This window comes from Verrucomicrobiota bacterium, from assembly GCA_016871495.1.
Taxonomy (GTDB): Bacteria; Verrucomicrobiota; Verrucomicrobiia; order Limisphaerales; family VHDF01; genus VHDF01.
On record VHDF01000011.1, the window covers coordinates 14686 to 37821 of the forward strand.

The following is a 23136-nucleotide window of genomic DNA, read 5'->3' on the forward strand; positions in this document are numbered from 1 at the left end:
GGAGCCGGCGCCCAGTACACCCACAAGGAGTCGGTGATGCGCGCGGATGCGCCGTGAGCGGCGCGCCCCACCACCGGACCGCGCCGTTCACGGCGCTTCCGCGTCGCCCGGTCCCGCCCGCGGGCAACGAAGTGGACGCCTTCGCTGGGGTGTGGCAGCGTTGGATCCGTGCAGGCCGCATTGGTAAAATTCCGCGCCTATGATTCCCACCCCTGTCCAGCAGGAGCGTGGATGCGCCTGGCCGTGCTCGCGGCACTTTTACTCGCGCATGTCGCCGGCGTTGGAGCCGCGGCTTCGCGGCTCCCCCAAATCATCCAGAGCGCGTCCGGCCAGTTCGTGATCCAAGGGCCTCGCCCCGTGCCGGGAACCCCAGAGCGAAATGATCAATTGACGGACGATGTCCTGCTCCAGCTCGACACGGATCTGCTCGCGATCGCTTGCGAACGCGTCAAGAGGGCTTTCCTTCGTGAATTGCAATTGCCGGACCAATGGCGCGGCCGCGTCACGCTCAAGATCGAGCCTTCCTGGGGCGAGGATCGGGCCATTCGCCTTGAAAGCGCCCGTTCGCAGGGAGGCTGGCGATATCAGGCTGCCCTTCCCCCCAAAGTTTCCTCAAAAGTCCTGGTCCGTTACCTCGCCGAATTGCTGCTGCAAGAGTTCGCCAATCGAACTTCCGGGGATCGCCAGGCCGAAATTCCATTCTGGCTCTCGGAAGGGCTCAGCCGCCACCTTCTCGCCGGCTACAAAACGGATCTGCTGCTGCGTCCTCAAACCCGCTCCGTCGTCAGCATCGCCCAAGGGGATCCGCTCGAGATGGTACGCACCTATTTCTCCACCAATCGTCCCCTGACGATCAACGAACTCAGCCTGCCCGGGCAAGTTGAGCTCGTGGCGGGCGGCGGCTTGACTTACTCCCTGTCGGCCCACCTGCTCTATTTCGAGCTCAGTCGTTATCACGCCAATCGTGCCCCCCTGGTGCAATACCTGAGCCGCTCCGGCCATTATCTCAACTGGCAAAGTGCCTTTCTCGAAAGCTATCGAAATGTCTTTCCCACCATGCTCGACTTCGAGAAATGGTGGGCCATCACGGTGGTGAATTTTACCGGCCGCGATCCCCGGCGCTCGTGGAGTTTTCAGGAGAGCATGAAGCAACTCGACGACATCCTCAAAACTCCGGCTCAAATCAGCATCCAACCGCGGGCCGCCGCCCAACATTCCACCGTCTCCCTCCAAACGATGATCAACCAATGGGATCCGGCTCAGCAAACCTTCCTGTTCCGCAAGAAAATCTCCCAGCTCCACCTGCTGAAAACGCGTTGCGCCGAGGAAATCCTCCCGGTGGTCGAAGACTACCGGCTAACCCTTGACACTTACCTGGCCCGCCGCCAACGCGCAGGATACGCCCCGGCCACCAAAAGCCAGGGCCTGCCCAGCCTCGTCGTCCTGGCCCAGGAAACCGTCCGGAGGCTCGACGAGGTCGACGGGCGCAAAGCTGCGCTCCGCCCGGTCGCGCCCGCCCCATCCCGCTAGCCCTCGCCGACATGGCCGACATTCTCCTCAGCACGCTCAACGCGCGTTACATCCACGCCGCCTTCGGACTCCGTTATCTCCAGGCGAACCTCCCGGAAGCACTGCAAAACCGCGCCCGCGTGCGCGAATTCGATGTTCAACAGCGGCCCATGGACATCGTCGAAAACCTCCTCTCCGAGCAGCCACGCATCATCGGATTTGGAGTCTATATCTGGAATGCCACCGCCACCCATGAAGTGGTCGCCCTGCTCAGAAAGGCGGCACCCGAAATCGTCATCGTCCTCGGCGGCCCCGAGGTCAGCTACGAATGGGAGTCGCAGCCGCTGGTGGCCCTGGCGGACTTCGTGATCACCGGCGAGGCGGATGTCGCCTTTGGAGAGCTTTGCCTCGACGTCCTGGACCGCCGTCCTCCCGCCGGGAAGATCCTGTCACCGCCGCTCCCCGACCTCGCCAAGCTGCGCCTGCCCTACACGCTTTATTCGGACGAGGACCTCGCCCACCGCGTCGTCTATGTGGAAGCTTCCCGGGGATGTCCCTTCACCTGCGAGTTCTGCCTTTCCTCCATCGACTTGCCAGTCCGGGCCTTTCCCTTGGAATCCTTTCTCGACGAGATGGACCGCCTGCTTGCGCGCGGTTTGTTGCAATTGAAATTCGTCGATCGCACTTTTAATCTTCATCTGCCCACAAGCCGCCGCATCTTGGAATATTTTCTCGATCGCCAGCGGCCCGGCCTGTTCCTCCATTTCGAAATGGTCCCGGACCGCCTGCCGGACGCGCTTCGAGACGTCATTCGAAAGTTCCCTCCGGGCAGCCTCCAGTTCGAAGTCGGGGTGCAAACGTTCAATCCCGAAGTCGCCACGCGGATCCGGCGCAAACAAAACCTCTCCAAGCTTGAGGACAACCTCCAGTTCCTGCGGCGTGAAACCGGCGTGCATGTCCATGCCGATCTGATCGCGGGATTGCCGGGCGAAACCATGGAAAGTTTCGCCGAGGGATTCAACCGCCTGGTCGCTCTCCGGCCGCAGGAAATTCAAGTGGGCATTCTCAAACGTCTGCGGGGCACTCCCATCTCCCGGCATGACCAGGAGTTCGCCATGGCCTACAGCCCGCTTCCGCCTTATGAAATTCTGCGAACGCGGGACTTGACCTTCGCGCAAGTCAGGCAGCTCAGCCGTTTCTCGCGCTACTGGGATTTGATGGCCAACAGCGGCAACTTCGCGGAAGCGCTGCCGTGCTTGTGGAAAGGCGGCCTCTCTCCGTTTGCCGGTTTCACGGAATGGTCGAACTGGCTGCACCAACGCCTCGGCGCCCGCCACGGCATCGCCCTCGCCACGCTTTTCGAGGCGCTCCACACCTTCCTCGTCGACTTTCGGCAATTCGAGTCGGCCGCCGCCGGGGAAATCCTCGCGCGCGACTACCTCCGGCCCGGACGCAAAGATCCGCCGGAATTCCTCCGCCCCTGGCTTCCGCAAAGCGCGCCAAGCCATACCTCCGCCACCACCCGGCTCCTGCCTCGCCGACAAGCCCGCCACACGGCCGGCGCGAAAGTTTCATGAATACTTCAACGCCTTCTCCACTTCACGCACACCCCGCGTCATCGGAAGCTGCTTTCCTCCTTCAAGAATCAACACGTGTTCACCCTTGAACATGGGCTGCAATTCTCTCACCCGGTCCAAATTCACAATCGCCGAACGGCTGACGCGCAGAAATTTTTCCGGATCCAGCTGCGATTCGAGGGAGGCCATGGTTTCGCGCAGGATATGACTCTCTTTTCCCGCGTGGACCGCGACGTAGTTTCCTGCCGACTCGATGAAATCGATATCCGCCGTTCTCACAAAGACAGTGCGGTCGTCGTTGCGGATCGAGATCCGGGTTAAGGATGGCGTGGCGGAACCGCGCTGCCCGAGCAATTCCAACAATCCCTTGGCCGTTCGACCCGTCGCGCGATCCTCCAGTTGCTTGCGCGCATGCGCGAGCGCCGATCGAAACCGGTCCGGCTGAACCGGCTTCAACAGGTAGTCGAGCGCATGGTGTTCGAACGCTTTCAAAGCGTGCCGATCGTAGGCGGTCGTAAAGATGACCGCGGGCAGCGGCTCGAGGCGCAATGCCTTCAACATCTGGAACCCGTCCATCTCCGGCATCTGCACGTCGAGGAATAAAAGATCCGGCGGCTCCTTCTCGATCGCAGGCAAAGCTTCGGGTCCACTCCCGAACTCGCCGAGAATCACCACCCCGGGTTCATCCTTGAGCAGAAATCGAATCCGTTCCCTCGCCAAAGGCTCGTCATCGATGATGGCCGCCCGGAGGTTCATGCCGTTGAGTCCTGCGTCTCGCGCCAGGGAAGCTCAATGCGCACCGAGAATCCCCCGTCCTGATCCGGACCTGCCTCCAAACGAGCCCCGTCACCATGGAGCTGCCGCAGCCGCGCCCGGGCGTTCGCCAAACCAATGCCATGCCCGGGCGAGGGGCGTTCCGAAGAAGACTCGCACGGAACCGTTGAAGCCACGGTTCCGTCGCCGCCTCTCGCTCGATTGCGAACGTGGAGAACCCATCGATTCCCCTCGCGCGAAGCCAAGAGGCAGATCAATCCCGGCCGCCGCGAGGACTCGATGCCATGCTTGACCGCGTTCTCCACCAGCGGCTGCAGCATCAGCGTGGGCACCAGTCCGTCCAGCAATGGACCGGGGATGTTCACCTCAACCGCGAGCCGGTCCCCGAATCGCCGCTTTTCAATGGCCAGATAGTGCTCGAGCAAATCCAATTCCTTGCGCAGCGGGATTTCCTGGTCGTCGCGGGTGTCCAACGACGCCCGCAGCAACTCGCTCAAATGCCCGATCATGCGATCCGCCGCGTCCGGATCGCTGTGAATCAACGTGGAAATGGCGTTCAACGTGTTGAATAGAAAATGCGGATTCAACTGCATGCGCAGCGCCTGCAGATTGGCCTGGGCCAGGCTTGCTTGCAACGCGAGCGCTTGGCGTTCCCGTTGCCGGGACCGCCGCAAAAAAGTCGCCGCATGACAGGCGCTGGCGACCCCCGCATACAGCAGAAAATCGAAGGACATGCGGAAGGGCTGGCCTCGAGGCCGTGGCGGCGAGCCCCGCGGACGTCCCCGGCCCCAGGGCGGCCCCGGACCCTGGCGAAACATCGGCCCCTGCGGATCAGCGATGCCCAAGAACGCCGCCAACCGCTCGGGAGGCAGATGATGCTCCCGAGCCTCGGTGGAAAGCCAGACAAGCAGAGCCGCCGCCACCGCGTGCAGCCCCAAGTGCCAGGGCCAGCGCGGACGTTCCACAGGAAAATAAAAGGAAAGGAGAATGGCAGGCAACGACAGCAGCGGCCACGTGACCCAAAAATGCAACCCGTTGAGGAGGGCGTCCGCCCAGTCCAGGGATACCCCCTGGCTGATCTGCAGCGCGGTGAAGCAGACCAACACCCCCCAGGCCCCAAGGGCCACACCCACCGCCATGAGGATCGCCCTCGACATGACTCAGAGGTACGGAGCGAGGATGGACCGCAATGCCCGCACCCTCGATTTGGGCCATCGGCTGCGTTCCGTGAGGATGGCGCACTTCAGCGCCGAATGGCTTGGCCAGTTCGCTTGCTCGGGAACTTTTGGAACCACCCGCTGCACCAACTCGCGCGCGTGATCCGCGTTCTGGCGCAAGTTCTCAAGGATCATTTCCAGCGTGACATGGCCTTCCTCCGCCCTCCATCCATCGTAATCCGTGACCATGGCCGCCGAGGCATAGGAAATCTCCGCCTCGCGCGCGCAACGCGCCTCGCCCAGATTGGTCATGCCCACCACATCAAAACCTTGCCGGTGATGGAGCAGCGACTCCGCGCGGGTGCTGAACGCCGGGCCTTCCATATTGAGATAAGTGCCGCCGTCATGCGGGCGCAACTCCATCCGGCGCGCCTCGCGCAGCGCGATTTGCCGAAGGTCCTCGCAGATCGGGCGGGCGAACGCGATGTGCGCCACCAAGCCCTGCCCGAAAAAAGTGTGCTCGCTGGATTTCTTGGTGCGATCGACGAACTGATCGATGAAGACAAAATCGCGCGGACGATACTTGGCTTGCAACGATCCCACCGCGCTCAAGCTGAGAATCCAGCGGACGTTAAGACTGCGCAGAGCCCAAATGTTGGCCCGATGATTGAGTTCGCTGGGAAGGATCGTGTGGCCGCGTCCATGCCTCGGCAGAAAAACCACCTCCCGGCCCGCCAACTGTCCGGTCAGCAGGTCGTCCGACGGAAGCCCGAACGGCGTGCGAACCTTGACCCACTTCTGGCAGGTCAATGACTCCAGGTGATAAAGGCCGCTGCCGCCGATGATGCCGATGCGGGGAGAGTGACTCATGCCGGGAGGATCTGTTTTTGGCTTGAGTACTCCGGAACCGCGTCGATCTCAAGGCATTCCTGGAAGAGTGCCGCCGTGCCCGTGCATCCCGATGTTGTTGGTAGGGCGGGCCTGTCCCAGCCCGCCGCCCACGGGATGCAAAACATCATGCTCCGGCGGCGCGCCGGGACGGACGCGCCCTACCTGCATCACCGGCAACATCGGGATGCACCGCCGCCGTGCGGCGTATCCAGAGGTTGTCGGTGACCGGGTTGTCGTGGTCACGCAGACAGCCCTGTCTGCTGTGGCGCAGGTTGCCCAGCCTGCGGGGCGACGAAGGGAACCACGGCTCGGGGAGATCACGGAAGGGCCTGGTTCTTCACCCGCCGGGCCGTCGGCGATACGGCAGGCTGGGCCGCCTGCGCCACACGACAGACCACTTCGGGATACGTGCGCCGCCGTGTTCATGCCGGGCCGAGCGGAGATAGCCGAGGATCCCGCCTCGGCTTCACGTCACGGCGCGGATTGTCCCGAGATCCTCTTCTTCAACCGCAACAGGCTGACATAGACGGCGGCGTAAAGATTCTTCACGGCCAAACGCATCCGGTTGGCCAGGCGTTCTGAGGCGGTGTTCCGGGCGACTTTGCGCGCGTAGGTAATCGAATTGGCGAAGGTCGCGCCCGCGAAACGGTCGGAACGGAAGATCGACTCCGCGACCAACCGTTCGGGCCCGGGCCATCCCACCGTGTCGTGAAAGGCGATCACGCCGCCTTCCATCAACCAAGGCTCGTAATTCTCGAAATCCGCCTTCACCGCCTCATACTCATGCGCCCCGTCGATAAAGAGGAGTTCAATGGGCTCGCGCATGTCACGAACGGCGTCGCCCGACATCTTCACGATCGGCACCACCCGGTCCGACAATCCGGCGTCCGCGATGTTCTTCTGAAACGCGTCAAAGGTCCAAATCTTGCCCTCCATCTGATGCTCCGGAGATCCCACGTGCGGATCGATCGCATAGACTTTGGGTCCGTTGACGGCTTGTGAACCACCCGCCAGGCAAAGCGTCGATTTTCCCTGCCAGGACCCGATTTCCACAATCACGCCCCGCCCGGTGCAGCCGCGCGCGAGCCGGTAAAGCGTCCGCACCTCCATCGGACTGAGCCATCCGTTGACGCTTCGGATCCGGTGTTGGACCTCTTCGAGCTCCATGCCGGGATCCCGTCAAACCACCGCGACGGTGTTGCGCAATTCCCCGATGCCGGAAATGCGAATCGCCACGACATCGCCGGCCTGCAACGTGAAATCGTCCGCGGGCACGATGCCGGTTCCCGTCAACAGAATTGCGCCATGGGGAAACTCCTGGCTGCGGTGCAAATAACCCGTGAGTTCCTCGAAACTCCGTTTGATCTGGCTCACCGCAGTCTCACCCGCAAACACCGTGGCGTTGCCGCGTTCGATGACCAGCGAGATCGTCCAAGTCCGGGCCTCGGCCTCCGTCGCGCCGAGAGTGATCACCGGACCGAGCGCGCAGGAGTTCTTGTAGATCTTTCCTTGCGGCAGATAGAGCAGGTTTTCGCCCTCAATATCGCGCGAGCTCATGTCATTGCCGATCGTAAATCCCACAAGCTGCCCGCGGGCGTTATGCACCAACGCCAGCTCAGGCTCCGGCACATTCCATCGCGCGTCTTGACGAATCCCCACCCGGCCCCCCGGCCCGGCCACCTTTTCCGGCATGGACTTGAAAAACAGCTCCGGGCGCGGCGCTTCGTAAACCCGGTCGTAAGCGGTGGCGCTAAAATTGGATTCCTCCATGCGCGCTTTCTTGCTGCGCAGGTAAGTCACCCCGGCCGCCCAAACTTCCTGGTTCTCCACCGGCGCGAGGCATTCCACCTGCGGAACCAAATAGCGGACGTGGGATCGCTCCGCACACTCGGCAGCGCGAGCTGAAGGATCGGGAGCGTCGAGGATTTCCCGCAGCGACTGAACACCGGCGGGTGTGAGGTCCACCACCGTCTGTTCGCCGGTCAGAACGCCGGCACGCACGCGGCCCAGGGGATCACGGAAGCGGCAGATTTTCATGGAATGGAGGTCGAGCAACGGGGGAGAGCGAGGGGATTGGCCATGGGAATTGTAGGAATGAATGTGTCAGCCGAGTCCGGTGCGGTTCAAGACTCAATCGTCCGATGAAACTCCGAGCAAGGTTCGGCGCAACAATTCCAAGGCTTGCTGGGAGGTCACATATTTGAAGGTCTCGCGATCCACGGGATTGAGACAATGCTTCACCACCGTGCGCTCCGGTGTGGCCAACCCCACGTAGGCCGTGCCCACCGGCTTTTGCGGCGTGCCTCCCGAGGGTCCGGCAATGCCGGTCACGGAAAGTGCGAAGTCTGCTCCCGACCTGGCCCGAGCGCCCTCGGCCATGGCGCGAGCTACCGGCTCGCTGACCGCCCCTTCGGATTCGATCAAGGCGGCGGGCACACCCAACTGGGAGGTCTTGGCGGCATTGGCGTAGGTGACCCAGGACTGTATCAGCACCGCTGAAGCGCCGGGCACATTGGTGATGCGATTCGATATCCCGCCCCCGGTGCAAGACTCCGCCAAGGCCAGCGTTCTTCCGGCCCGGGTCAATTCGCGCACAACGACGCCCGGGAGTTGATCGTCCTCTTCGCCGTAAATGTAGTTCCCAAGGACCGAGCGCACCAACGCCTCGCCTTGCGAAACAAGTTCAACCGCGTTGGCCCCGCTCGCCGCAAGTCGAACCTCGACTTCCCCAACCCGGGCGCAATAACCGATCCCTAATCCGCGTTCGACCCACTGTCGGAGCGGAGCTGCCACCCGCTGTTCAACCCAAGATTCCCCCAGACCATGCGTCTTGAGCGTCTTGCAGGCAAAGGTCGCGCCCGGTTCGCGATGCCGTTGAATCAGCGGGATCACCTGATCCTGGAACATCGGATACAGTTCCCGAGGCGGTCCCGGAAGCATGACCAGCCAGGAGGCCTTGCGATCGGTGCGCCAGGGATTAGGATCTGATCGGATGACCAGTCCGGGAGCCGTGCCGTGGTGGTTCGGCAAAACGATGGCGCCCTCGGGAATCAGGGCCTGAACGCGCGTGGAATCAGGCATCGGCCGGTTGCGGGCGGCAAAAAACGCCGCAATACGGTCGAGTGTCACTGGATCTTCTCGAAGTTTGAGTCCGAGCATCTCCGCGAGCGCGTCCCGGGTGAGATCGTCCGAAGTCGGCCCCAGCCCCCCTGTGCAGAAAATCCAATCCGCCCGGGAGAAGGATTCTCGGAGGGCGGACGTGATATCGTCGGCGGTGTCCGAGACAGCCACTTGGCGTTGGACGGGCAACCCCAGGTCGGCCAGGCGGCGGCAAAGCCATTGCTGGTGGGTGTTGAGGACCCGGCCCAGCATCAGTTCACTGCCAGTATTGACGATTTCAACCTGCAAAGTGGACAAACTCTTGCAATCGTCCTCCCGGGAGGGGAAGCAAAATAGGCTATTGACTTGAAAAACCTCGTTGCTACCCTCTGCGTTCTTTATTTTGAAGGCTTGATGAAAACGTACTTGCCGAAAATTGATGTGAACCAGCGTTGCTGGCACGTGGTGGATGCCGAGAACGCAATTCTCGGGCGATTGGCCAGCAAAGTAGCCGACGTCCTGCGTGGAAAAAACAAGCCGGTTTACACGCCGCACCTCGACGCCGGGGATTTCGTTGTCGTGATCAACGCGGACAAGGTCCGCGTGACCGGCAAGAAGGAAACGCAGAAAGAGTTCATGACTTATTCGGGCTGGAAAGGCGGCGAGAAGTTTAAGACCGTGGCTCAGGTCCGCGCCCGCCAGCCGGAACGATTGATCATGCACGCCGTCAAAGGCATGCTGCCCAAGAACCGTTTGGGCGACCGCCTCTTGACGAAGCTCAAAGTCTATCGCGGCTCGACTCACCCGCACCAAGCCCAGCAACCCGCCGCAATGACGGCCGGCAAGTAAGCCCCCTCAACCCTTCCCAGAACGACTATGTCGGACTCGAAAATTCAGGAATTTCTCGGAACCGGACGGCGCAAGACGGCCGTTGCCCGCGTGCGACTGGCTTCCGGCAGCGGTAAAATTGTGGTCAACGGACGCGCCATCGAGGCCTATTTTTGCCTCGAATCCCAGCGCATGACCGTCACCCAGCCCTTGAGCGCCACCGGCACCACCGCCAAATTCGACGTGCGCGTCAGTGTTCAAGGCGGCGGCCCCAATGGACAAGCGGGCGCGACCCGTCACGGCATCGCCCGGGCTTTGCTCAAGGCCGACCCCACCTTCCGCCCCGTTCTGAAGGCTGAGGGCTTTCTCACTCGCGATCCTCGTATGCGGGAGCGCAAGAAGTACGGCCAGCCGGGCGCGCGCAAGCGATTCCAGTTCAGCAAGCGCTAATTCTCGATTCCCCATTTCCATGGAACGCCCCGTTGGTGGATACACTGGCGGGGCGTCTTTCTTGTCCCCGGACCCAGGCGTGCGCCGCAAGCGCGTTTCCTGGGATGTTCCGTCGAAATCCAGCCCGTTCTCATGACCTCTTCAAAACCATCACGGGTGGCCATTATCGGAGCCACCGGTTATTCGGGTGAGGAACTCGTTCGCATTCTGCTCCATCATCCCGGTGTGGATTTGGCGCTCGTCACCTCGCGCCCGAACGCGGGCCAAACAGTGGCCCAAGTGTATCCCAAGTTCGCCCACCATCCCAAGGCGCGCAGCCTGAAGTTCGTTGAGCCCGACGCCGCGAAGGTGGCACGCGAGGCGGACCTTGCCTTCCTCGCGCTGCCCCACGGGGTCGCCGCCGAATATGCCTTGCCCCTGCTCGAAGCCGGCTGCCGGGTCATCGATCTCAGCGCGGATTTCAGGCTGCGCGACGCTCAAACGTACGAGGAATTCTACGGACACGAACATCCCGCCCCCGGCTGGCTGGAGAAAGCGGTTTACGGGCTGCCGGAGGTCTATCGTGACCAGATTCGCGAGGCTTCCTTGATCGCCTCCCCGGGATGTTATCCCACCAGCATCCTGCTCCCGGTCCTTCCCTTGGTGCGCGACCGGCTGATCCATCCGTCGTCCGTGATTGCGAGTTCGATGAGCGGCGTCTCGGGAGCGGGGCGCAAAGCGGAGTTGGATTATTTGTTCTGCGAATGCAATGAAAGCGTTCGCGCCTACGGCGTGCCGAAGCACCGGCACCTCTCCGAAATCGAGCAGGAAATCAGCCTGGCCGCCGGCGAGAAAACCACCATTCAATTCGTTCCTCACCTCATCCCGGTCAACCGCGGCATCCATACCACGATCTACGCCGCCCCCGTGCCCGATTTGCGCAGCCCGGAAGCGAGGGAAAATTTCGAGGCCGCCGTGAAAGCTTCCTGGAGCCAAGCCTACTCCAGCGAGCCCTTCGTGCGATTGCTGGACGGCAAGAATCTCCCCGATACCAAGAACGTCGTCGGCAGCAATCTCATCGACATAGCCTGCCGACTGGACGCCCGGACCGGACGCCTGCTGATCTTCAGCGCCGAGGACAACATCGTCAAAGGCGCCGGGGGCCAGGCCGTGCAAAGCATGAACATTCTTTGCGGACTTCCGGAAACCATGGGGTTGTTGGCCGGTTAATTCAATGCCCGGTCCTGGGGAACGAATGCGTTCCGTGCATCCCGATGTTGCCGGTGATGCAGGTAGGGCGCGTCCGTCCCGGCGCGCCGCCGGAGCATGATGTTTTGCATCCAGTGGGCGGCGGGCTGGGACAGGCCCGCCCTACCAACAACATCGGGATGCACCGGAATGCGTTCGGTGTATCCAAAGGTTGTCGGTGACCGGGTGGTCGTGGTCACGCAGACAACCCTGTCTGCTGTTGGCTGATTTCGTTGGAGTGAACCCATGAACAAGCCGGAGGCTTGCCAGCGATTAGCCGGTGGTTGCGCGAGGAACGAGCGCTACCACCGGATCACGGTTCGCAGTCAAGGCCGATCCCGGAGGGATCGCAGCGTCGTACGGCTGCGGAATGACTCACCCCCTCGTAAACCCCGTTGATTTAGCCTATTCCCCACTCTAGATTCACTTCATGAAATTTGCCCGATTGCTGGCTGTAGCCGCGTTCGCGTGCCTGCTCGTCCAGGCCAGCTTGGCCCAAACCGCCGACGACCGCTTCATTCAAATTTACCGCGCCATCAAACAGGCCGACCAGTTCTCGGAGAACGGCCAGTCGTCCGAGGCCTACAAATTATACCGGGAAGCCCAGGACGAACTGCGCAAACTCCAAGCCTCCCAACCCAGTTGGAATCCCAAAGTTATCCAATACCGCCTGGGTTACGTCGCGGACAAACTTTCCCTGCTCGCCCCCCGGGTTCCCGCCGACGTCCGCGACACCCAGCCCGCCCCGGTCACAACCCCCGCCTCGCCGTCCCCCTCCCAAATCAACAACCTCGCTCAAGCCGCAGCCGAAGCCGCCGAGCTCCGGCAACAGCTTCAACGAATGCAAAGCGAGAAAACTCTCCTCGAATCGAAACTCCGCGAAGCTCTCCTCGCCCAACCGGCCGCGGTGGATCCTCGCGAGGTTGCCAAAGCCGAGGAAAAAGTCCGCCTCCTTCAAAAAGAAAACGAGACGATGCGCGTCACCCTCGAGTCCCAAAAGAAACGTCTCGAACGAGTCGTGGACCCGGCGGAGCATGATTCCCTTCGGCGCAATCTCGCGGACGCCCGCAAGAAAATCGACGAACAAGAGCGCTTGCTGGCGAGAAAACCCGCGGCTTCCATCAGCAATGCCGACCGCGACCGTTTGGAGGCCCTCCGCAAGGAGAACGAAATCCTCAAACAACAGCTCGCCTCCAGGCCTGGCACTCCCGCCCCTGACACCTCCTCACGGCGCATCGGCAACCTCGAACAGCAACTCAAACTCGCCCAAAATGAACTGGCTGCCGAGCGATCCAGTAGCGGGAACTTGCGCGACCAACTGCGGCAGGCGGAAAAAGAATCCGCCGAAAACCGGAAACAACTGAAGGCCCGCGAAGAATCGATCGCCGATCTCCAAAAGGAACGAGATACACTCAAACGCCGCGCCCAACGCCTCCCGCGCGCCACCCCAGGCTCCACCGAGGATCCTCGCCTCGCCGCCCTCGAACGTGAATCCTCCAAACTCCAATCGGACCTCGCCGCCACCCGCGAGGAATTGAAACAATCCCAAAACACCGCCGAGGCCCTCCGCAAAAGCAATTCCGACCTCGAAACACGACTCGCCAAGGCCAGCAAGGAAACGGCCAAGGCCGCCGGGAAAGAGTCGGATCGCATCCGCAAACTCGAAAAGGAAAGGGACGACTTGCTCGCCCAAATCGAGGCTTCCAAGCGTTCTCGCCGGGGCGGCAGAGCGACAGAAGCCGCCCAGCTCCAGGCCAAACTCGACGTGCTTGAGGCGCGCAAGGTGCCCTTCACCCCCGAAGAACTCGCCCTCTTCAAAGCACCCCTTGTGCAAGTCACGCCGTCCACCGCCGAAACGAAATCAACACCCGCACCCCGCAAAGCCCCGGCGCTGCCCGCCGAAGCCACCCTCCTGGTCGCGGAAGCCGAACGCGCCTTCCAAAACCGGCAACTCAACGAAGCCGAGCAAAAATATCAAGCCCTGCTCAAACTCGACGCCAAGAACGTCAATACCCTTGCCAATCTCGCGGTGGTCGAAATGGAACAGAACCGCTTGGACGACGCCGAGAAACACTTGTCTCAGGCGATCGCCGAGCTCCCCGAGGATTTCCGATCTCATTCGCTCATGGGGATTCTCCGTTTTCGCCAGAAACGTTTCGATGACGCCTTCGAATCCCTGAGTAAGTCCGCCAAACTGAATCCCAATGACGCCGAGACCCAAAACTATCTCGGTATCACCTTGAGCGAAAAGGGCCAAAGAATCCCAGCCGAGGCCGCCTTGCGCAAAGCCATCCAGCTCCAGCCCGGTTATGGCAACGCCCACCATAACCTCGCCATCATCTACACCACGCAAAAACCCCCCTTCATCGAACTCGCCCGCTGGCACTACCAGAAATCCATCAGTGCCGGACACCCCCGCAATCCCGATCTCGAAAAAGCGATCGACAACGCCGCCACCACCGCCAAAACACCCTAGCCCGGAAGTCTCTTCCCTTTTCCGCGACAACAATTCTCCGGGCTCAGCGAACCACTCCAGGCAGCAGGCGTTTCCTCCTTAAAACGACCGTTCGCCACGGTGAAGTTTTGCAAAGGCCAATCCTTGATGGATCGGGTGAGTGATTCGGAAAGGCTTTATCGCTTGGACCTTGCGAATCCCCATGATGGGCAACTGCCGTTGTAAGCAAAAGAATCGTCACCTCCCATCCTCGACTCGCCTTGGGTCGAGGATCCACGCCGGGAGGGCTGCGTTCCACCGCAGCCCATCTTGATCACCCTCGGAAAAGGTGGGACGGCGGTGGAACGCCGCCCTCCCGGAACCGAGCTGCATGGACACCTCGGGAGATCCGCATGCACGCCGTGGCGCGGCTGTATCGCAGACCCGCCGCAGCAACCTGCGAACATGGAGACGCAGTAGGTTTTTCCACGAGTGCCGGGCCGGGGTGCGGAACGGAGAGTAACTTCACCCTCAAGTTAGTCGGGAGGTCTCTACGAATTCACCTCGAATCGCCACGGCGACATTTGGTTTCCTTTGCGAGCCTTCACACCCCAGTATCAGCTCTGAAATCTTAACCCTGAATCTCCTGCTATGGCCTTGCTCCGAGTCTCCGGTTTTCACAATATCGCCGCCCAACCCCAGCGAGAAGAGGAGCTGATCCTCAACACCGCCCATATCATGCTGGCTTACCCCGACATCCAGAGCCCCTCGCGCGGCACCCTCGTGCAACTGGTCCATGGGGACCAGATTCTCATCGCCATGAAGTTCGACGAGTTCTGGACGCTCGTTCAGCGGGAAACCTGATCTGATCTGAATCGTGAGAATCATCGGCGGAACAGCCGCGCGGCGTTTGCTCAAGGCTCCCTCGGGCTATGCCGTACGCCCCACGCCGGACCGCGTCAAACAAGCGGTCTTCAACAGCCTCGGCGACTTTGTCTCCGGCGCTTCCGTGCTGGAGCTGTTCGCCGGGACCGGCGCCCTCGGCCTCGAATGCCTCAGCCGCGGCGCTCACCGCCTGGTTGCCGTCGAGAAATCAGACCGCCAGGCGCGGTTCATCCGCGAAAATGCCCGGACCGCCCAACTCGACACCTCCGCGCTCTCGCTCCGCATCCAGGATGTTTTCCCCGCCCTCTCTCAACTCCTCGCCGAAGGCGAACGGTTCCAATTGATTCTCGCCGACCCGCCCTATGGAGAAAAAAATTCGGGCCATCGTTCGCGCTCCCTCGCCCAAGCCTTGCTGGACGCACCTGCCCTCCTGGAACTCCTCGCGGAAAACGGACTCTTCGTCCTTGGCCACGCCAAACGGGATCAATTGACCCTTCCGCCAAGCTGGAAGGCCAAAAAGTCCCTGGAGCATGGCGACAACCGCATGCTCTTCCTTTTCAAATCTCCGACGCCACCCGGATCGCCGGACCCGGCAACACCTGCGGATCCGACCGCAGGCTAAGCCAAGACCGCGACCCATCGGCAGCTCGGCCGGGGAAAACACAGCCCCGATCAAGCTCTCGAATCTACTTCAACTTCGCCAACTTGGACGCGAGCCTGGACTCTTTGCGGCTCGCCGTCCCACGGTGAATCACTCCACCCTTGGAGGCTTTGCCCAATGCCGAAGCCACGTTCTTGAAGGCTTCGCCTGCCTGCGCCTTGTCGCCCGAGGTGGCGGCGGCCAAAAACTTCTTCTCGAGCGTTTTCAAGCGGGTCTTGACACTCCTGTTGCGGAGCCGTTTTCGGGCGCTGTTGCGGACGCGGCGTTCGGCGGACTTTGTATTCGGCATAAATTGGTTAAACGATAAGGTCGCGGATGGTAACGCTCGTTTCCAGCTTGTCAACGCGCGGTTTAGCCTTGAATGAGGCTCTCCACGAAGTCTAGGCTGAAGGAACCCTGATTCATTTCATCAACCTCTTCGACGCATCGATTCGACCATTATGAGACTCGGCATCAATACGTTCCTCTTCACCTCTCCTTTCACCAACGAAAGCACCAAGCTGTTCCCCCAATTCAAAAAGTGGGGCTTCGATACCGTCGAAATTCCGGTCGAGGATCCGAGCCATATCGATCCCGCCCACGTCAAAGCCGAACTGGACAAGCACGGCCTCGTCTGCGGCTCGGTGTGCGCGTGCATGGGTGAGGACCGCGACTTGCGAGGCACGCCCGAACAGCAGAAGACCGGCCTCGAATACATGATGAAGCTTATCGACCAAATGGTCGTGCTGGATTGCCCCTCCCTGATCGGACCCGTTTATTCCGCCGTGGGCCGCGCCGACGCGGTTCCCGAGAAGGAATACAAACAGCAATGGAAAACGGTCGTGAAGCACCTTAAAGCGCTGGTCAAGTACGCCGGCAAAAAGGGCCGCCAAGTCTGCCTCGAGCCCCTGAATCGCTTCGAAACGGATTTCATCAACACCTGCGATCAAGGCCTCAAAATGCTGGCCGATGTCGGGCATCCCGCCCTCAAGCTTCACCTCGACACGTTCCACATGAACATCGAAGAGAAGAACCAGGCCGCCGCCATCAAGAAAGCCGGCAAACAACTCGGCCACTTCCACGCCTGCGGCAGCGATCGCGGCACCCCGGGCAACGATCACATCGACTGGAAACCCATCGCCGCCGCCCTTAAGTCCATCGGCTACCACGGCGACGTGGTGATCGAATCCTTCACCACCGACGTCAAAGTGATCGCCCGCGCCGCCGCCATCTGGCGCCGCATCGAACCCACCCGCGACGAAATCGCCGTCAAAGGAATCAAATTCCTCAAGAAAACACTCTAAACCCTCCCTCCATGAAAACTCTCGTTTCCCTCGCCGCACTGGCCCTCTCCTGGGCGGCCGCCGGCGCGCTTCAAGCCGCGTCCGTCGAACCCGGCTTCAAATCACTGTTCAACGGAAAAGATCTCACCGGCTGGCAAGGCAGCACGGATCTCTGGTCCGTCCAGGACGGCGCCATCACCGGCGTCACCAAAGCGGACCCCAAACTGACCCATAACACCTTTCTCGTCTATACAGGCGGCGAAGTGGGCAATTTCGAATTGCGCCTTTCCTACCGGATCGTCAATGGCAACTCCGGCATCCAATACCGCAGCAAGGTCGTCGAACAAGGCAAGTTTGGCCCGATTGTCTCCGGCTACCAAGCCGACTTCGAGGCCGGCAAGACTTACTCCGGCATCCTCTACGAGGAACGCGGCCGCGGCATCCTCGCGCAACGCGGACAAAAAACCGCCATCAAGGAAGTGGACGGCAAAACCAAGGTCGAAGTCACCGGCCAAGTCGGCAAATCGGACGAAATCCAGGCCAAAATCAAGCACGAGGAATGGAACGAATACGTCGTCATCGCCGATGGCAACCACCTGCGCCACTTCATCAATGGCGTTCAAACCGTCGATGTCGTGGATGAACAGGCCGCCAAGGCGGCCAAGTCCGGCGTGCTCGCCCTCCAAATCCACACCGGCCCCCCCATGACCGTCCAATTCAAGAATCTCCGCATCAAACAGTGGTAAGCTCCCGCCACTCATGAAATTCACCCGCTGTCTCGCTGCGCGCTCTTTCGTTTTCTTCGCCGTCCTTTTTGCCGTCCTCTTCACCGCTTGCACCCCTCTCGGCACTTCCAAATCCGCCAGCAAGAAGGTGATCTTTATCGCGGGGCGCATCAGCCATGGCGCGGGCGAACACGAACATCGAGCGGGTTGCCTGCTTCTCCAAAAATGCCTCGCAGGCGTTCCCGGCCTCGTCACCGAGGTCTACACCAACGGATGGCCGGCCGATGAACGCGTCCTCGACTCCGCCGATGCCATCGTCATCTACAGCGACGGCGGCGGCGGTCACCCGGCCTTGCAAGCCCAGCGCCTGCAAACACTCGATCGCCTCATGAAAAAAGGCGTCGGGCTCGGCTGTATCCACTATGCCGTCGAACCCACCAAGGACAAGGGCCAGCGCGAATTCCTGGAATGGATCGGCGGCTGCTTCGAGATTCATTACTCGGTCAACCCCCACTGGACCGCCGAGTTCAAGTCCCTGCCCAAACACCCCGTGACCCAAGGGGTGCAGCCGTTCCAAACCCAGGATGAGTGGTATTTCAACATGCGCTTCCGGGAAGGCATGAAAAACGTACAGGGAATCCTCACCGCGATCCCTCCCCAAACCACGATGAACCGTCCGGATGGACCCCACAGCGGCAACCCTTTCGTCCGGGCCACGGTCTCCCGCCGCGAACCGGTGCACGTCATGTGGGCCGCCGAACGGAACGGAGGCGGACGTGGCTTCGGCTTCACGGGCGGCCATTTCCATCGCGGATGGGGCAAAGACGATCAGCGCAAAACGGTGCTCAACGCCATCCTCTGGATCGCCAAGCTGAAAGTGCCTCGGCAAGGAGTCCACTCCGTCGTCACGCCCGAGGATCTCCAAGCCAACCTTGATCCCAAACCACCGCGACGTTGATGGAGTCCCCATCCATCTGCCCGCGCGGCCTGGCTCATCTCTCCGTGCGTTAGACGTTTTCCGTCCGCAGCGGTTCTCCCGCCTCGCGGGTTCAGCAGAGCCGTGCTCACGAATCGGAGTTCAGGAACACCCCAAACGATTTCAGTCCATTACCCGGAGCGGGCCTGTGCCGAAGGCCAAGCGTAGCCGATGGCACAGCCCAGAAAGACTTCACCTGTCCTGGGCGCCTCAGCCCTCCACAAACACACCAGTGCATCCCGAAAGTATCCGCGACCGGCTTGCCCTGGGAACTCAGACAGCCCCGTCTGCCGTGGCGCAGGTTGCCCAACCTGCGAAGGGGAGACGGGAACGAGGCGCTTTGGGTGAAGACCGCCGCCCAGGTTGTCGCCCGCCCCGCCGACGGGCAGTCGGCGAAACCGCGGGCTCAGCCGCCTGCATTACCCTGCCACCAACTTTGGGATGCACCGTCAATACCACCACCCTCGCTCTCTTCTTCATCCTCGTCTGCCTGTTCACTCGCGCAAACGCCACTCCAGCCCATAAAGCCGCGCTCGACCAACACTACGACCGTTTCCTCACCCCCTCTCTGAATCATTGCACGACGTGCCATCGACCATCCCCGCTCAAGGAACCCCAAAGCCTGTCTGAATTCCCCCATAATGCCTTCGGTGACCGGCTCAAACGCGCCGCCGCCGAGCTCTCCCAGGCCGGCAAACCCAAAGCGCTGGCCGCCCGGTTGATCCTCGTGGGCACGGAAGATAGCGATGGAGACGGCACGGCCAACCAAGCCGAAATTCTTCTCGGACACAACCCCGGGGATCCTCTCGACAAACCCAACCACCAGGAACTCGCTTCCGCGTCCAGACGTGAATCCGAATTCCGCCAGTTCCTTTCTTCCTACCGTTGGCGGCCTTTCGAAAGCATCACCCAGCCCAAAATTCCCGCCACCGCCCCCCACCCCGTGGACGCGTTCCTCAGCCGCGCCCGCAGCGAGCAAAAACTCAGCGTCCAAAAAACCGCGCCAAAGCTCATCCTCCTGCGTCGGCTTTACCAGGACCTCATCGGTCTCAATCCCACTCCATCAGAACAGCAGGCGTTCCTCGATGACTCTTCGATCGATGCTTACGAGAAAGTCGTGGACCGCCTGCTCGCAGACCCCCGACACGGCGAACGCTGGGGACGCCATTGGATGGACGTGTGGCGCTACAGCGATTGGGCAGGCTGGGCGGACGGCAACCAGGTCCGTGACAGCAAACCTCATATTTGGCGCTGGCGCGATTGGATCATCGAATCCCTCAATCAGGACAAAGGCTACCATCGCATGCTTGCCGAAATGCTGGCCGGCGACGAGATCGCGCCCCTCGATTCGAACACGCTCCGCGCCACGGGCTTCCTCGTTCGGAATTACAAGATGCTTAGCCGCGAGCAGTGGATGGAGGACACCGTCAAACACACCTTCCAAGCTTTTCTCGGCGTTACTGTGGGATGCGCCAAATGCCACGATCACATGACCGATCCCATCTCCCAGTTGGATTACTACCGCGTGCGCTCCATCTTTGACCCGCACCATGTTCGCACGGACGCCCTCCCCGGCCAAGCCGATCCCGCCAAAGACGGACTGGTCCGTGCCTACGACCTCAATACCAACCGGGTGACCTACGTCCTCAAACGGGGCGACGAACGGCATCCCGAAACCAATCGGGTTGCCGAGCCAGGAGTTCCCGCCGCCCTCACCGGATCGACTTCGCTGGCCCCTCGCGAAGGCCGCTTCCACACCAGCGATCTGCCGCTCCCCTCCGAAGCCGCCAAACCGCACCATCGCGAGTCCGTCCGCCGCGATCTCCTTACCGCCGCCGCCGCCGCCACGCTGCAAAAGCGAAAAGCGCTCGAGGCCGCCAAACCCACCGCGAACCCAGGCCGCCTTCAAGGGCTCGAACTCGAAGTGCTCCTGGAACAATCCCGCCAGGCAGCCTTGTCAGACTTGTTGGCCTTGGAAAGGTTCGAGGAGAAGAACGGGAGAAACAGCGGGCTTTGGGAATCCCTGGCCCGCCAAACCGTCGCCAGCCAGCGGCAATCCGCCCTGCTCGAAGCCCAATGGGACCAACGGCGCAAATTGGACTCCGTTTCCGAAGCCAAAACCAAATTCGAAGCGGCCAACCCGCTCGACGCCAAAACCTCCAACACCCTGGCCACCGCGCGCAAGAACCTTGAAGAGGCCGAAAAACAATTGCTTGCCGCGAAGCGCGAGATGGAGAAGCCCTTGTCCACCGAGTTCAAACCCCGCGCCGCAGAAACCTTCCCGGCGTCCAGTTCGGGCCGCCGGCTGCGTCTCGCCGAATGGATCGCGGATCCCAAGAATCCTCTCACCGCCCGGGTCGCCGTCAATCATGTCTGGCTCCGCCATTTCGGGCGCGGCCTCGCCCCCAACCCGGCTAACTTCGGCCGCCTCGGCGGCACCCCCGATCATCCGGAATTGTTCGACTGGCTGGCGGCAGAATTCGTCGCCCGTGAATGGAGCTTGAAATGGCTGCACCGGCTTCTCGTCACCAGCGAAACCTATCGACTGAATTCCACGCCGGACGAACCCAACCTGGCCATTGATCCGGACAATCGCTTCTACTGGCGCATGATGCCGCGGCGCCTCGAGGCGGAGGCTGTGCGCGACAGCCTTCTGCACGCGTCGGGCTCGATTCAACAAACCATGGGCGGACCCGAAATCGATCACCAACTCGGTTTGAAATCCACGCGACGCAGCGTCTATCTCCGCATCGCTCCCGAAAAAGAAGTGGAGTTCCTCAAACTCTTCGATGGTCCCTCGGTGACCGAATGCTACGAACGGCGGCCCAGCATCATGCCTCAGCAAGCGCTCGCCCTGGGCAATAGCTCCATGGCCATCGAGCAAGCCAGGCTGCTCGCCACCCGCCTGTCGCGCGAGCACCGCGGCGACGAATCCTTCGTCCAACAAGCCTATGCCCGGATCCTCGGACGTCCACCTGGACCCGAAGAACTCCGCTTGTGCCGCGAATTCCTCGACCGGCCTCCTCAAACCCAAGCCGGCAACCCGGCCCGGCCCCGCGAAAATCTGGTGCTCGTCCTCTTCAATCATCACGAGGCGGTCACCGTCCGTTAACATGAAATCCCGCCCCGCCCCCCTTCACTGTCCCGGCGTCTCCCGCCGTTCGTTCCTCTCCGACACGGGCATGGGTTTCACCGGTCTCGCTCTCGGAGCCATGCTCCACCGGCACGGTTTTCTCACGGCCTCACCGGCGGCCTCTCCACCGCCGATCCCGCGAGCCAAGTCGGTGATCTGGATCTTTCTCTGTGGAGGCGTCAGCCACCTCGAAAGTTTCGACATCAAACCGGCGCTCAACACCTACTCCGGCAAGTCCATCGCCGAAACGCCTTACGCCAAGGTCCTCCAGACGGAGGGGAAAGACATCATCGGAGGCAACCCGAGCCACGGCAATCGGAAGACGATCATGCCGTTGCAAACAGGTTACCGCGCCTATGGCCAATGCGGTCTCGAAGTGGGTGATTGGTTCAAAAACATCGGCGAATGCGCCGACGATCTCGCCATCGTCCGCTCGCTGTGGACCATCCACAACGATCACGGAGCCCAACTGACCTGGCAGACCGGGCGCCACCCCCGCGAGCTCGAACATCCGACGCTCGGATCCTGGGTCGCCTACGGCCTGGGTTCGCTCAACCAAAACCTGCCTGAATACGTGGTGCTCGGCACGCCCACCGGCGATTGCTGTGGCGGCGCGTTCACCTACGGCGCTTCTTACCTCGGCCCCCAGCACGGCGGCGTCCGACTCGGCACGGACCCCAAGAATCCACTGCCCTTTCTCGCGCCGCCCCCAGGATCCCTTTCGCGCGAGGAACAGTTCGAAAACCTCTCCCTGCTTGGACGCCTCAATCAACTGTCTGGCATCGATTATCCCGACGACCCCCATCTGCTCGCTCGCATCAAATCCTACGAACTCGCTTTCCAAATGCAGTCCAGCGTTCCGGAAACGCTGGAGCTGCCGAAAGAATCGGAGCTCATTCGCCGCCTCTACGGCATGGACCAGTCAGAAACGCGATCTTTCGGAGAACTTTGCCTCGTGGCCCGCCGACTCGTCGAACGCGGCGTCCGCTTCATTCAAATCTTCCACGGTGGCGGGGGTGGAGGCGCGTGGGACGCCCACTCGGAAATCAAATCCAATCACACCAAACTTTCCACCGAAGTGGACAAGCCGGTGGCGGGTCTGCTCAAGGACCTGAAACAGCGCGGATTGCTCGACGACACGCTGGTGGTGTTCGGCACCGAATTTGGCCGCTCACCGGGAGCGGAAGGCAGCGGACGCGATCATCATCCTCAAGGCTTTTGCGCCTGGCTGGCCGGGGGCGGCGTCAAGGGCGGAGTTCAACATGGCGTTACGGACGAATTGGGTTTCCACGCGGTCGAGGACCGCCATTACGTCACCGACATCCACGCCACCGTGCTCCATCAACTCGGCCTCGATTCCCGCCATCTCGAGCTCCCCGGCCGCAAACGCCTGGAACTCGACCACGGCGAAGTCATCCGCCCGATTCTGGGATGAATTCGATAACCTTCCCGACTAACTTGATGCTGAATTGACTCACCCTTCCACATCCTGGCCCGGCGGAGTTTATTCCAATGCGCTTTCAAGATGAGCTTAAGTCGCGCAGGATA

Annotated in this window: 20 protein-coding genes; 13 read left to right on the plus strand and 7 right to left on the minus strand. The window is 61.4% G+C overall.

What is annotated here, in order from left to right; translation table 11 throughout:
• Window positions 1-357: 357 nt before the first annotated feature.
• The gene (locus tag FJ404_03985) at window positions 358-1530 is read left to right on the plus strand and encodes a hypothetical protein (protein ID MBM3822045.1); all 1173 of its coding nucleotides are present in this window, start codon (window positions 358-360) and stop codon (window positions 1528-1530) included.
• An 11-nt stretch (window positions 1531-1541) separates the two neighbouring features.
• The gene (locus FJ404_03990) at window positions 1542-3086 is read left to right on the plus strand and encodes a B12-binding domain-containing radical SAM protein (GenBank protein ID MBM3822046.1); all 1545 of its coding nucleotides are present in this window, start codon (window positions 1542-1544) and stop codon (window positions 3084-3086) included.
• On the opposite strand, the gene FJ404_03995 is transcribed toward FJ404_03990, so the two are convergent.
• The 6 genes from FJ404_03995 to FJ404_04020 form a co-directional block, all read right to left on the minus strand.
• Window positions 3081-3842: a response regulator transcription factor gene (locus FJ404_03995; GenBank protein MBM3822047.1), complete on the minus strand. Its 762-nt coding sequence runs from the start codon at window positions 3840-3842 to the stop codon at window positions 3081-3083. The genes FJ404_03990 and FJ404_03995 overlap by 6 nt on opposite strands.
• Complete coding sequence (locus tag FJ404_04000) at window positions 3839-5017, minus strand: hypothetical protein (protein ID MBM3822048.1); 1179 nt, start codon at window positions 5015-5017, stop codon at window positions 3839-3841. The genes FJ404_03995 and FJ404_04000 overlap by 4 nt, the downstream gene beginning before the upstream one ends.
• Window positions 5018-5020: 3 nt before the next feature.
• Window positions 5021-5887, minus strand: a complete 867-nt coding sequence (mtnP, locus tag FJ404_04005) for an S-methyl-5'-thioadenosine phosphorylase (GenBank protein ID MBM3822049.1) — start codon at window positions 5885-5887, stop codon at window positions 5021-5023.
• A 492-nt stretch (window positions 5888-6379) separates the two neighbouring features.
• On the minus strand, window positions 6380-7075 hold the full coding sequence (locus FJ404_04010; GenBank protein MBM3822050.1) for a class I SAM-dependent methyltransferase: 696 nt from the start codon (window positions 7073-7075) through the stop codon (window positions 6380-6382).
• Window positions 7076-7087: 12 nt separating this feature from the next.
• Window positions 7088-7945 (minus strand): fumarylacetoacetate hydrolase, encoded by an 858-nt coding sequence (locus FJ404_04015; GenBank protein ID MBM3822051.1) that lies wholly within the window; start codon window positions 7943-7945, stop codon window positions 7088-7090.
• Between the two features lie 93 nt (window positions 7946-8038).
• Window positions 8039-9325: a competence/damage-inducible protein A gene (locus FJ404_04020; protein ID MBM3822052.1), complete on the minus strand. Its 1287-nt coding sequence runs from the start codon at window positions 9323-9325 to the stop codon at window positions 8039-8041.
• A 96-nt stretch (window positions 9326-9421) separates the two neighbouring features.
• Here FJ404_04020 and rplM point away from each other — a divergent pair, with 96 nt between their 5' ends.
• The 6 genes from rplM (at window position 9422) to FJ404_04050 (ending at window position 15453) form a co-directional block, all read left to right on the plus strand.
• The gene (rplM, locus tag FJ404_04025) at window positions 9422-9856 is read left to right on the plus strand and encodes a 50S ribosomal protein L13 (GenBank protein MBM3822053.1); all 435 of its coding nucleotides are present in this window, start codon (window positions 9422-9424) and stop codon (window positions 9854-9856) included.
• 27 nt (window positions 9857-9883) lie between these two features.
• Window positions 9884-10285 (plus strand): 30S ribosomal protein S9, encoded by a 402-nt coding sequence (gene rpsI, locus FJ404_04030; GenBank protein MBM3822054.1) that lies wholly within the window; start codon window positions 9884-9886, stop codon window positions 10283-10285.
• Between the two features lie 132 nt (window positions 10286-10417).
• Complete coding sequence (locus FJ404_04035) at window positions 10418-11494, plus strand: N-acetyl-gamma-glutamyl-phosphate reductase (GenBank protein ID MBM3822055.1); 1077 nt, start codon at window positions 10418-10420, stop codon at window positions 11492-11494.
• Window positions 11495-11942: 448 nt separating this feature from the next.
• A complete protein-coding gene (locus tag FJ404_04040; GenBank protein MBM3822056.1) occupies window positions 11943-13988 on the plus strand; it encodes a tetratricopeptide repeat protein in 2046 nt (681 codons plus the stop codon).
• Window positions 13989-14597: 609 nt separating this feature from the next.
• Entirely contained in the window at window positions 14598-14810 is a 213-nt protein-coding gene (locus FJ404_04045) for a hypothetical protein (GenBank protein MBM3822057.1), read from the plus strand.
• Between the two features lie 13 nt (window positions 14811-14823).
• Window positions 14824-15453, plus strand: coding sequence for a methyltransferase (locus tag FJ404_04050; GenBank protein MBM3822058.1), 630 nt, complete (start codon window positions 14824-14826; stop codon window positions 15451-15453).
• Between the two features lie 64 nt (window positions 15454-15517).
• Here FJ404_04050 and FJ404_04055 read toward each other — a convergent pair whose 3' ends face one another.
• Complete coding sequence (locus FJ404_04055; GenBank protein ID MBM3822059.1) at window positions 15518-15781, minus strand: 30S ribosomal protein S20; 264 nt, start codon at window positions 15779-15781, stop codon at window positions 15518-15520.
• A 151-nt stretch (window positions 15782-15932) separates the two neighbouring features.
• Here FJ404_04055 and FJ404_04060 point away from each other — a divergent pair, with 151 nt between their 5' ends.
• From FJ404_04060 to FJ404_04080, 5 genes are all read left to right on the plus strand, one after another.
• Window positions 15933-16775, plus strand: a complete 843-nt coding sequence (locus FJ404_04060) for a sugar phosphate isomerase/epimerase (GenBank protein ID MBM3822060.1) — start codon at window positions 15933-15935, stop codon at window positions 16773-16775.
• A gap of 11 nt (window positions 16776-16786) precedes the next feature.
• Window positions 16787-17500, plus strand: a complete 714-nt coding sequence (locus FJ404_04065) for a DUF1080 domain-containing protein (protein ID MBM3822061.1) — start codon at window positions 16787-16789, stop codon at window positions 17498-17500.
• Between the two features lie 13 nt (window positions 17501-17513).
• On the plus strand, window positions 17514-18437 hold the full coding sequence (locus tag FJ404_04070) for a hypothetical protein (protein MBM3822062.1): 924 nt from the start codon (window positions 17514-17516) through the stop codon (window positions 18435-18437).
• Between the two features lie 454 nt (window positions 18438-18891).
• On the plus strand, window positions 18892-21567 hold the full coding sequence (locus tag FJ404_04075) for a DUF1553 domain-containing protein (protein ID MBM3822063.1): 2676 nt from the start codon (window positions 18892-18894) through the stop codon (window positions 21565-21567).
• Window position 21568: 1 nt separating this feature from the next.
• A complete protein-coding gene (locus tag FJ404_04080; GenBank protein MBM3822064.1) occupies window positions 21569-23023 on the plus strand; it encodes a DUF1501 domain-containing protein in 1455 nt (484 codons plus the stop codon).
• The last annotated feature ends 113 nt before the right edge of the window (window positions 23024-23136 follow it).

What these genes read in the sequence shown, in the direction of transcription:
- FJ404_04070 (MBM3822062.1), top strand. Translation starts at nt 17,514, where the DNA reads ATGAAATTCACCCGCTGTCTCGCTGCGCGCTCTTTCGTTTTCTTCGCC.
- FJ404_04045 (MBM3822057.1), top strand. Translation starts at nt 14,598, where the DNA reads ATGGCCTTGCTCCGAGTCTCCGGTTTTCACAATATCGCCGCCCAACCC.
- rplM (MBM3822053.1), top strand. Translation starts at nt 9,422, where the DNA reads ATGAAAACGTACTTGCCGAAAATTGATGTGAACCAGCGTTGCTGGCAC.
- rpsI (MBM3822054.1), top strand. Translation starts at nt 9,884, where the DNA reads ATGTCGGACTCGAAAATTCAGGAATTTCTCGGAACCGGACGGCGCAAG.
- FJ404_04035 (MBM3822055.1), top strand. Translation starts at nt 10,418, where the DNA reads ATGACCTCTTCAAAACCATCACGGGTGGCCATTATCGGAGCCACCGGT.
- mtnP (MBM3822049.1), bottom strand. Translation starts at nt 5,887, where the DNA reads ATGAGTCACTCTCCCCGCATCGGCATCATCGGCGGCAGCGGCCTTTAT.
- FJ404_04055 (MBM3822059.1), bottom strand. Translation starts at nt 15,781, where the DNA reads ATGCCGAATACAAAGTCCGCCGAACGCCGCGTCCGCAACAGCGCCCGA.
- FJ404_04040 (MBM3822056.1), top strand. Translation starts at nt 11,943, where the DNA reads ATGAAATTTGCCCGATTGCTGGCTGTAGCCGCGTTCGCGTGCCTGCTC.
- FJ404_04000 (MBM3822048.1), bottom strand. Translation starts at nt 5,017, where the DNA reads ATGTCGAGGGCGATCCTCATGGCGGTGGGTGTGGCCCTTGGGGCCTGG.
- FJ404_04065 (MBM3822061.1), top strand. Translation starts at nt 16,787, where the DNA reads ATGAAAACTCTCGTTTCCCTCGCCGCACTGGCCCTCTCCTGGGCGGCC.
- FJ404_04060 (MBM3822060.1), top strand. Translation starts at nt 15,933, where the DNA reads ATGAGACTCGGCATCAATACGTTCCTCTTCACCTCTCCTTTCACCAAC.
- FJ404_04010 (MBM3822050.1), bottom strand. Translation starts at nt 7,075, where the DNA reads ATGGAGCTCGAAGAGGTCCAACACCGGATCCGAAGCGTCAACGGATGG.
- FJ404_04080 (MBM3822064.1), top strand. Translation starts at nt 21,569, where the DNA reads ATGAAATCCCGCCCCGCCCCCCTTCACTGTCCCGGCGTCTCCCGCCGT.
- FJ404_04015 (MBM3822051.1), bottom strand. Translation starts at nt 7,945, where the DNA reads ATGAAAATCTGCCGCTTCCGTGATCCCCTGGGCCGCGTGCGTGCCGGC.
- FJ404_03995 (MBM3822047.1), bottom strand. Translation starts at nt 3,842, where the DNA reads ATGAACCTCCGGGCGGCCATCATCGATGACGAGCCTTTGGCGAGGGAA.
- FJ404_03990 (MBM3822046.1), top strand. Translation starts at nt 1,542, where the DNA reads ATGGCCGACATTCTCCTCAGCACGCTCAACGCGCGTTACATCCACGCC.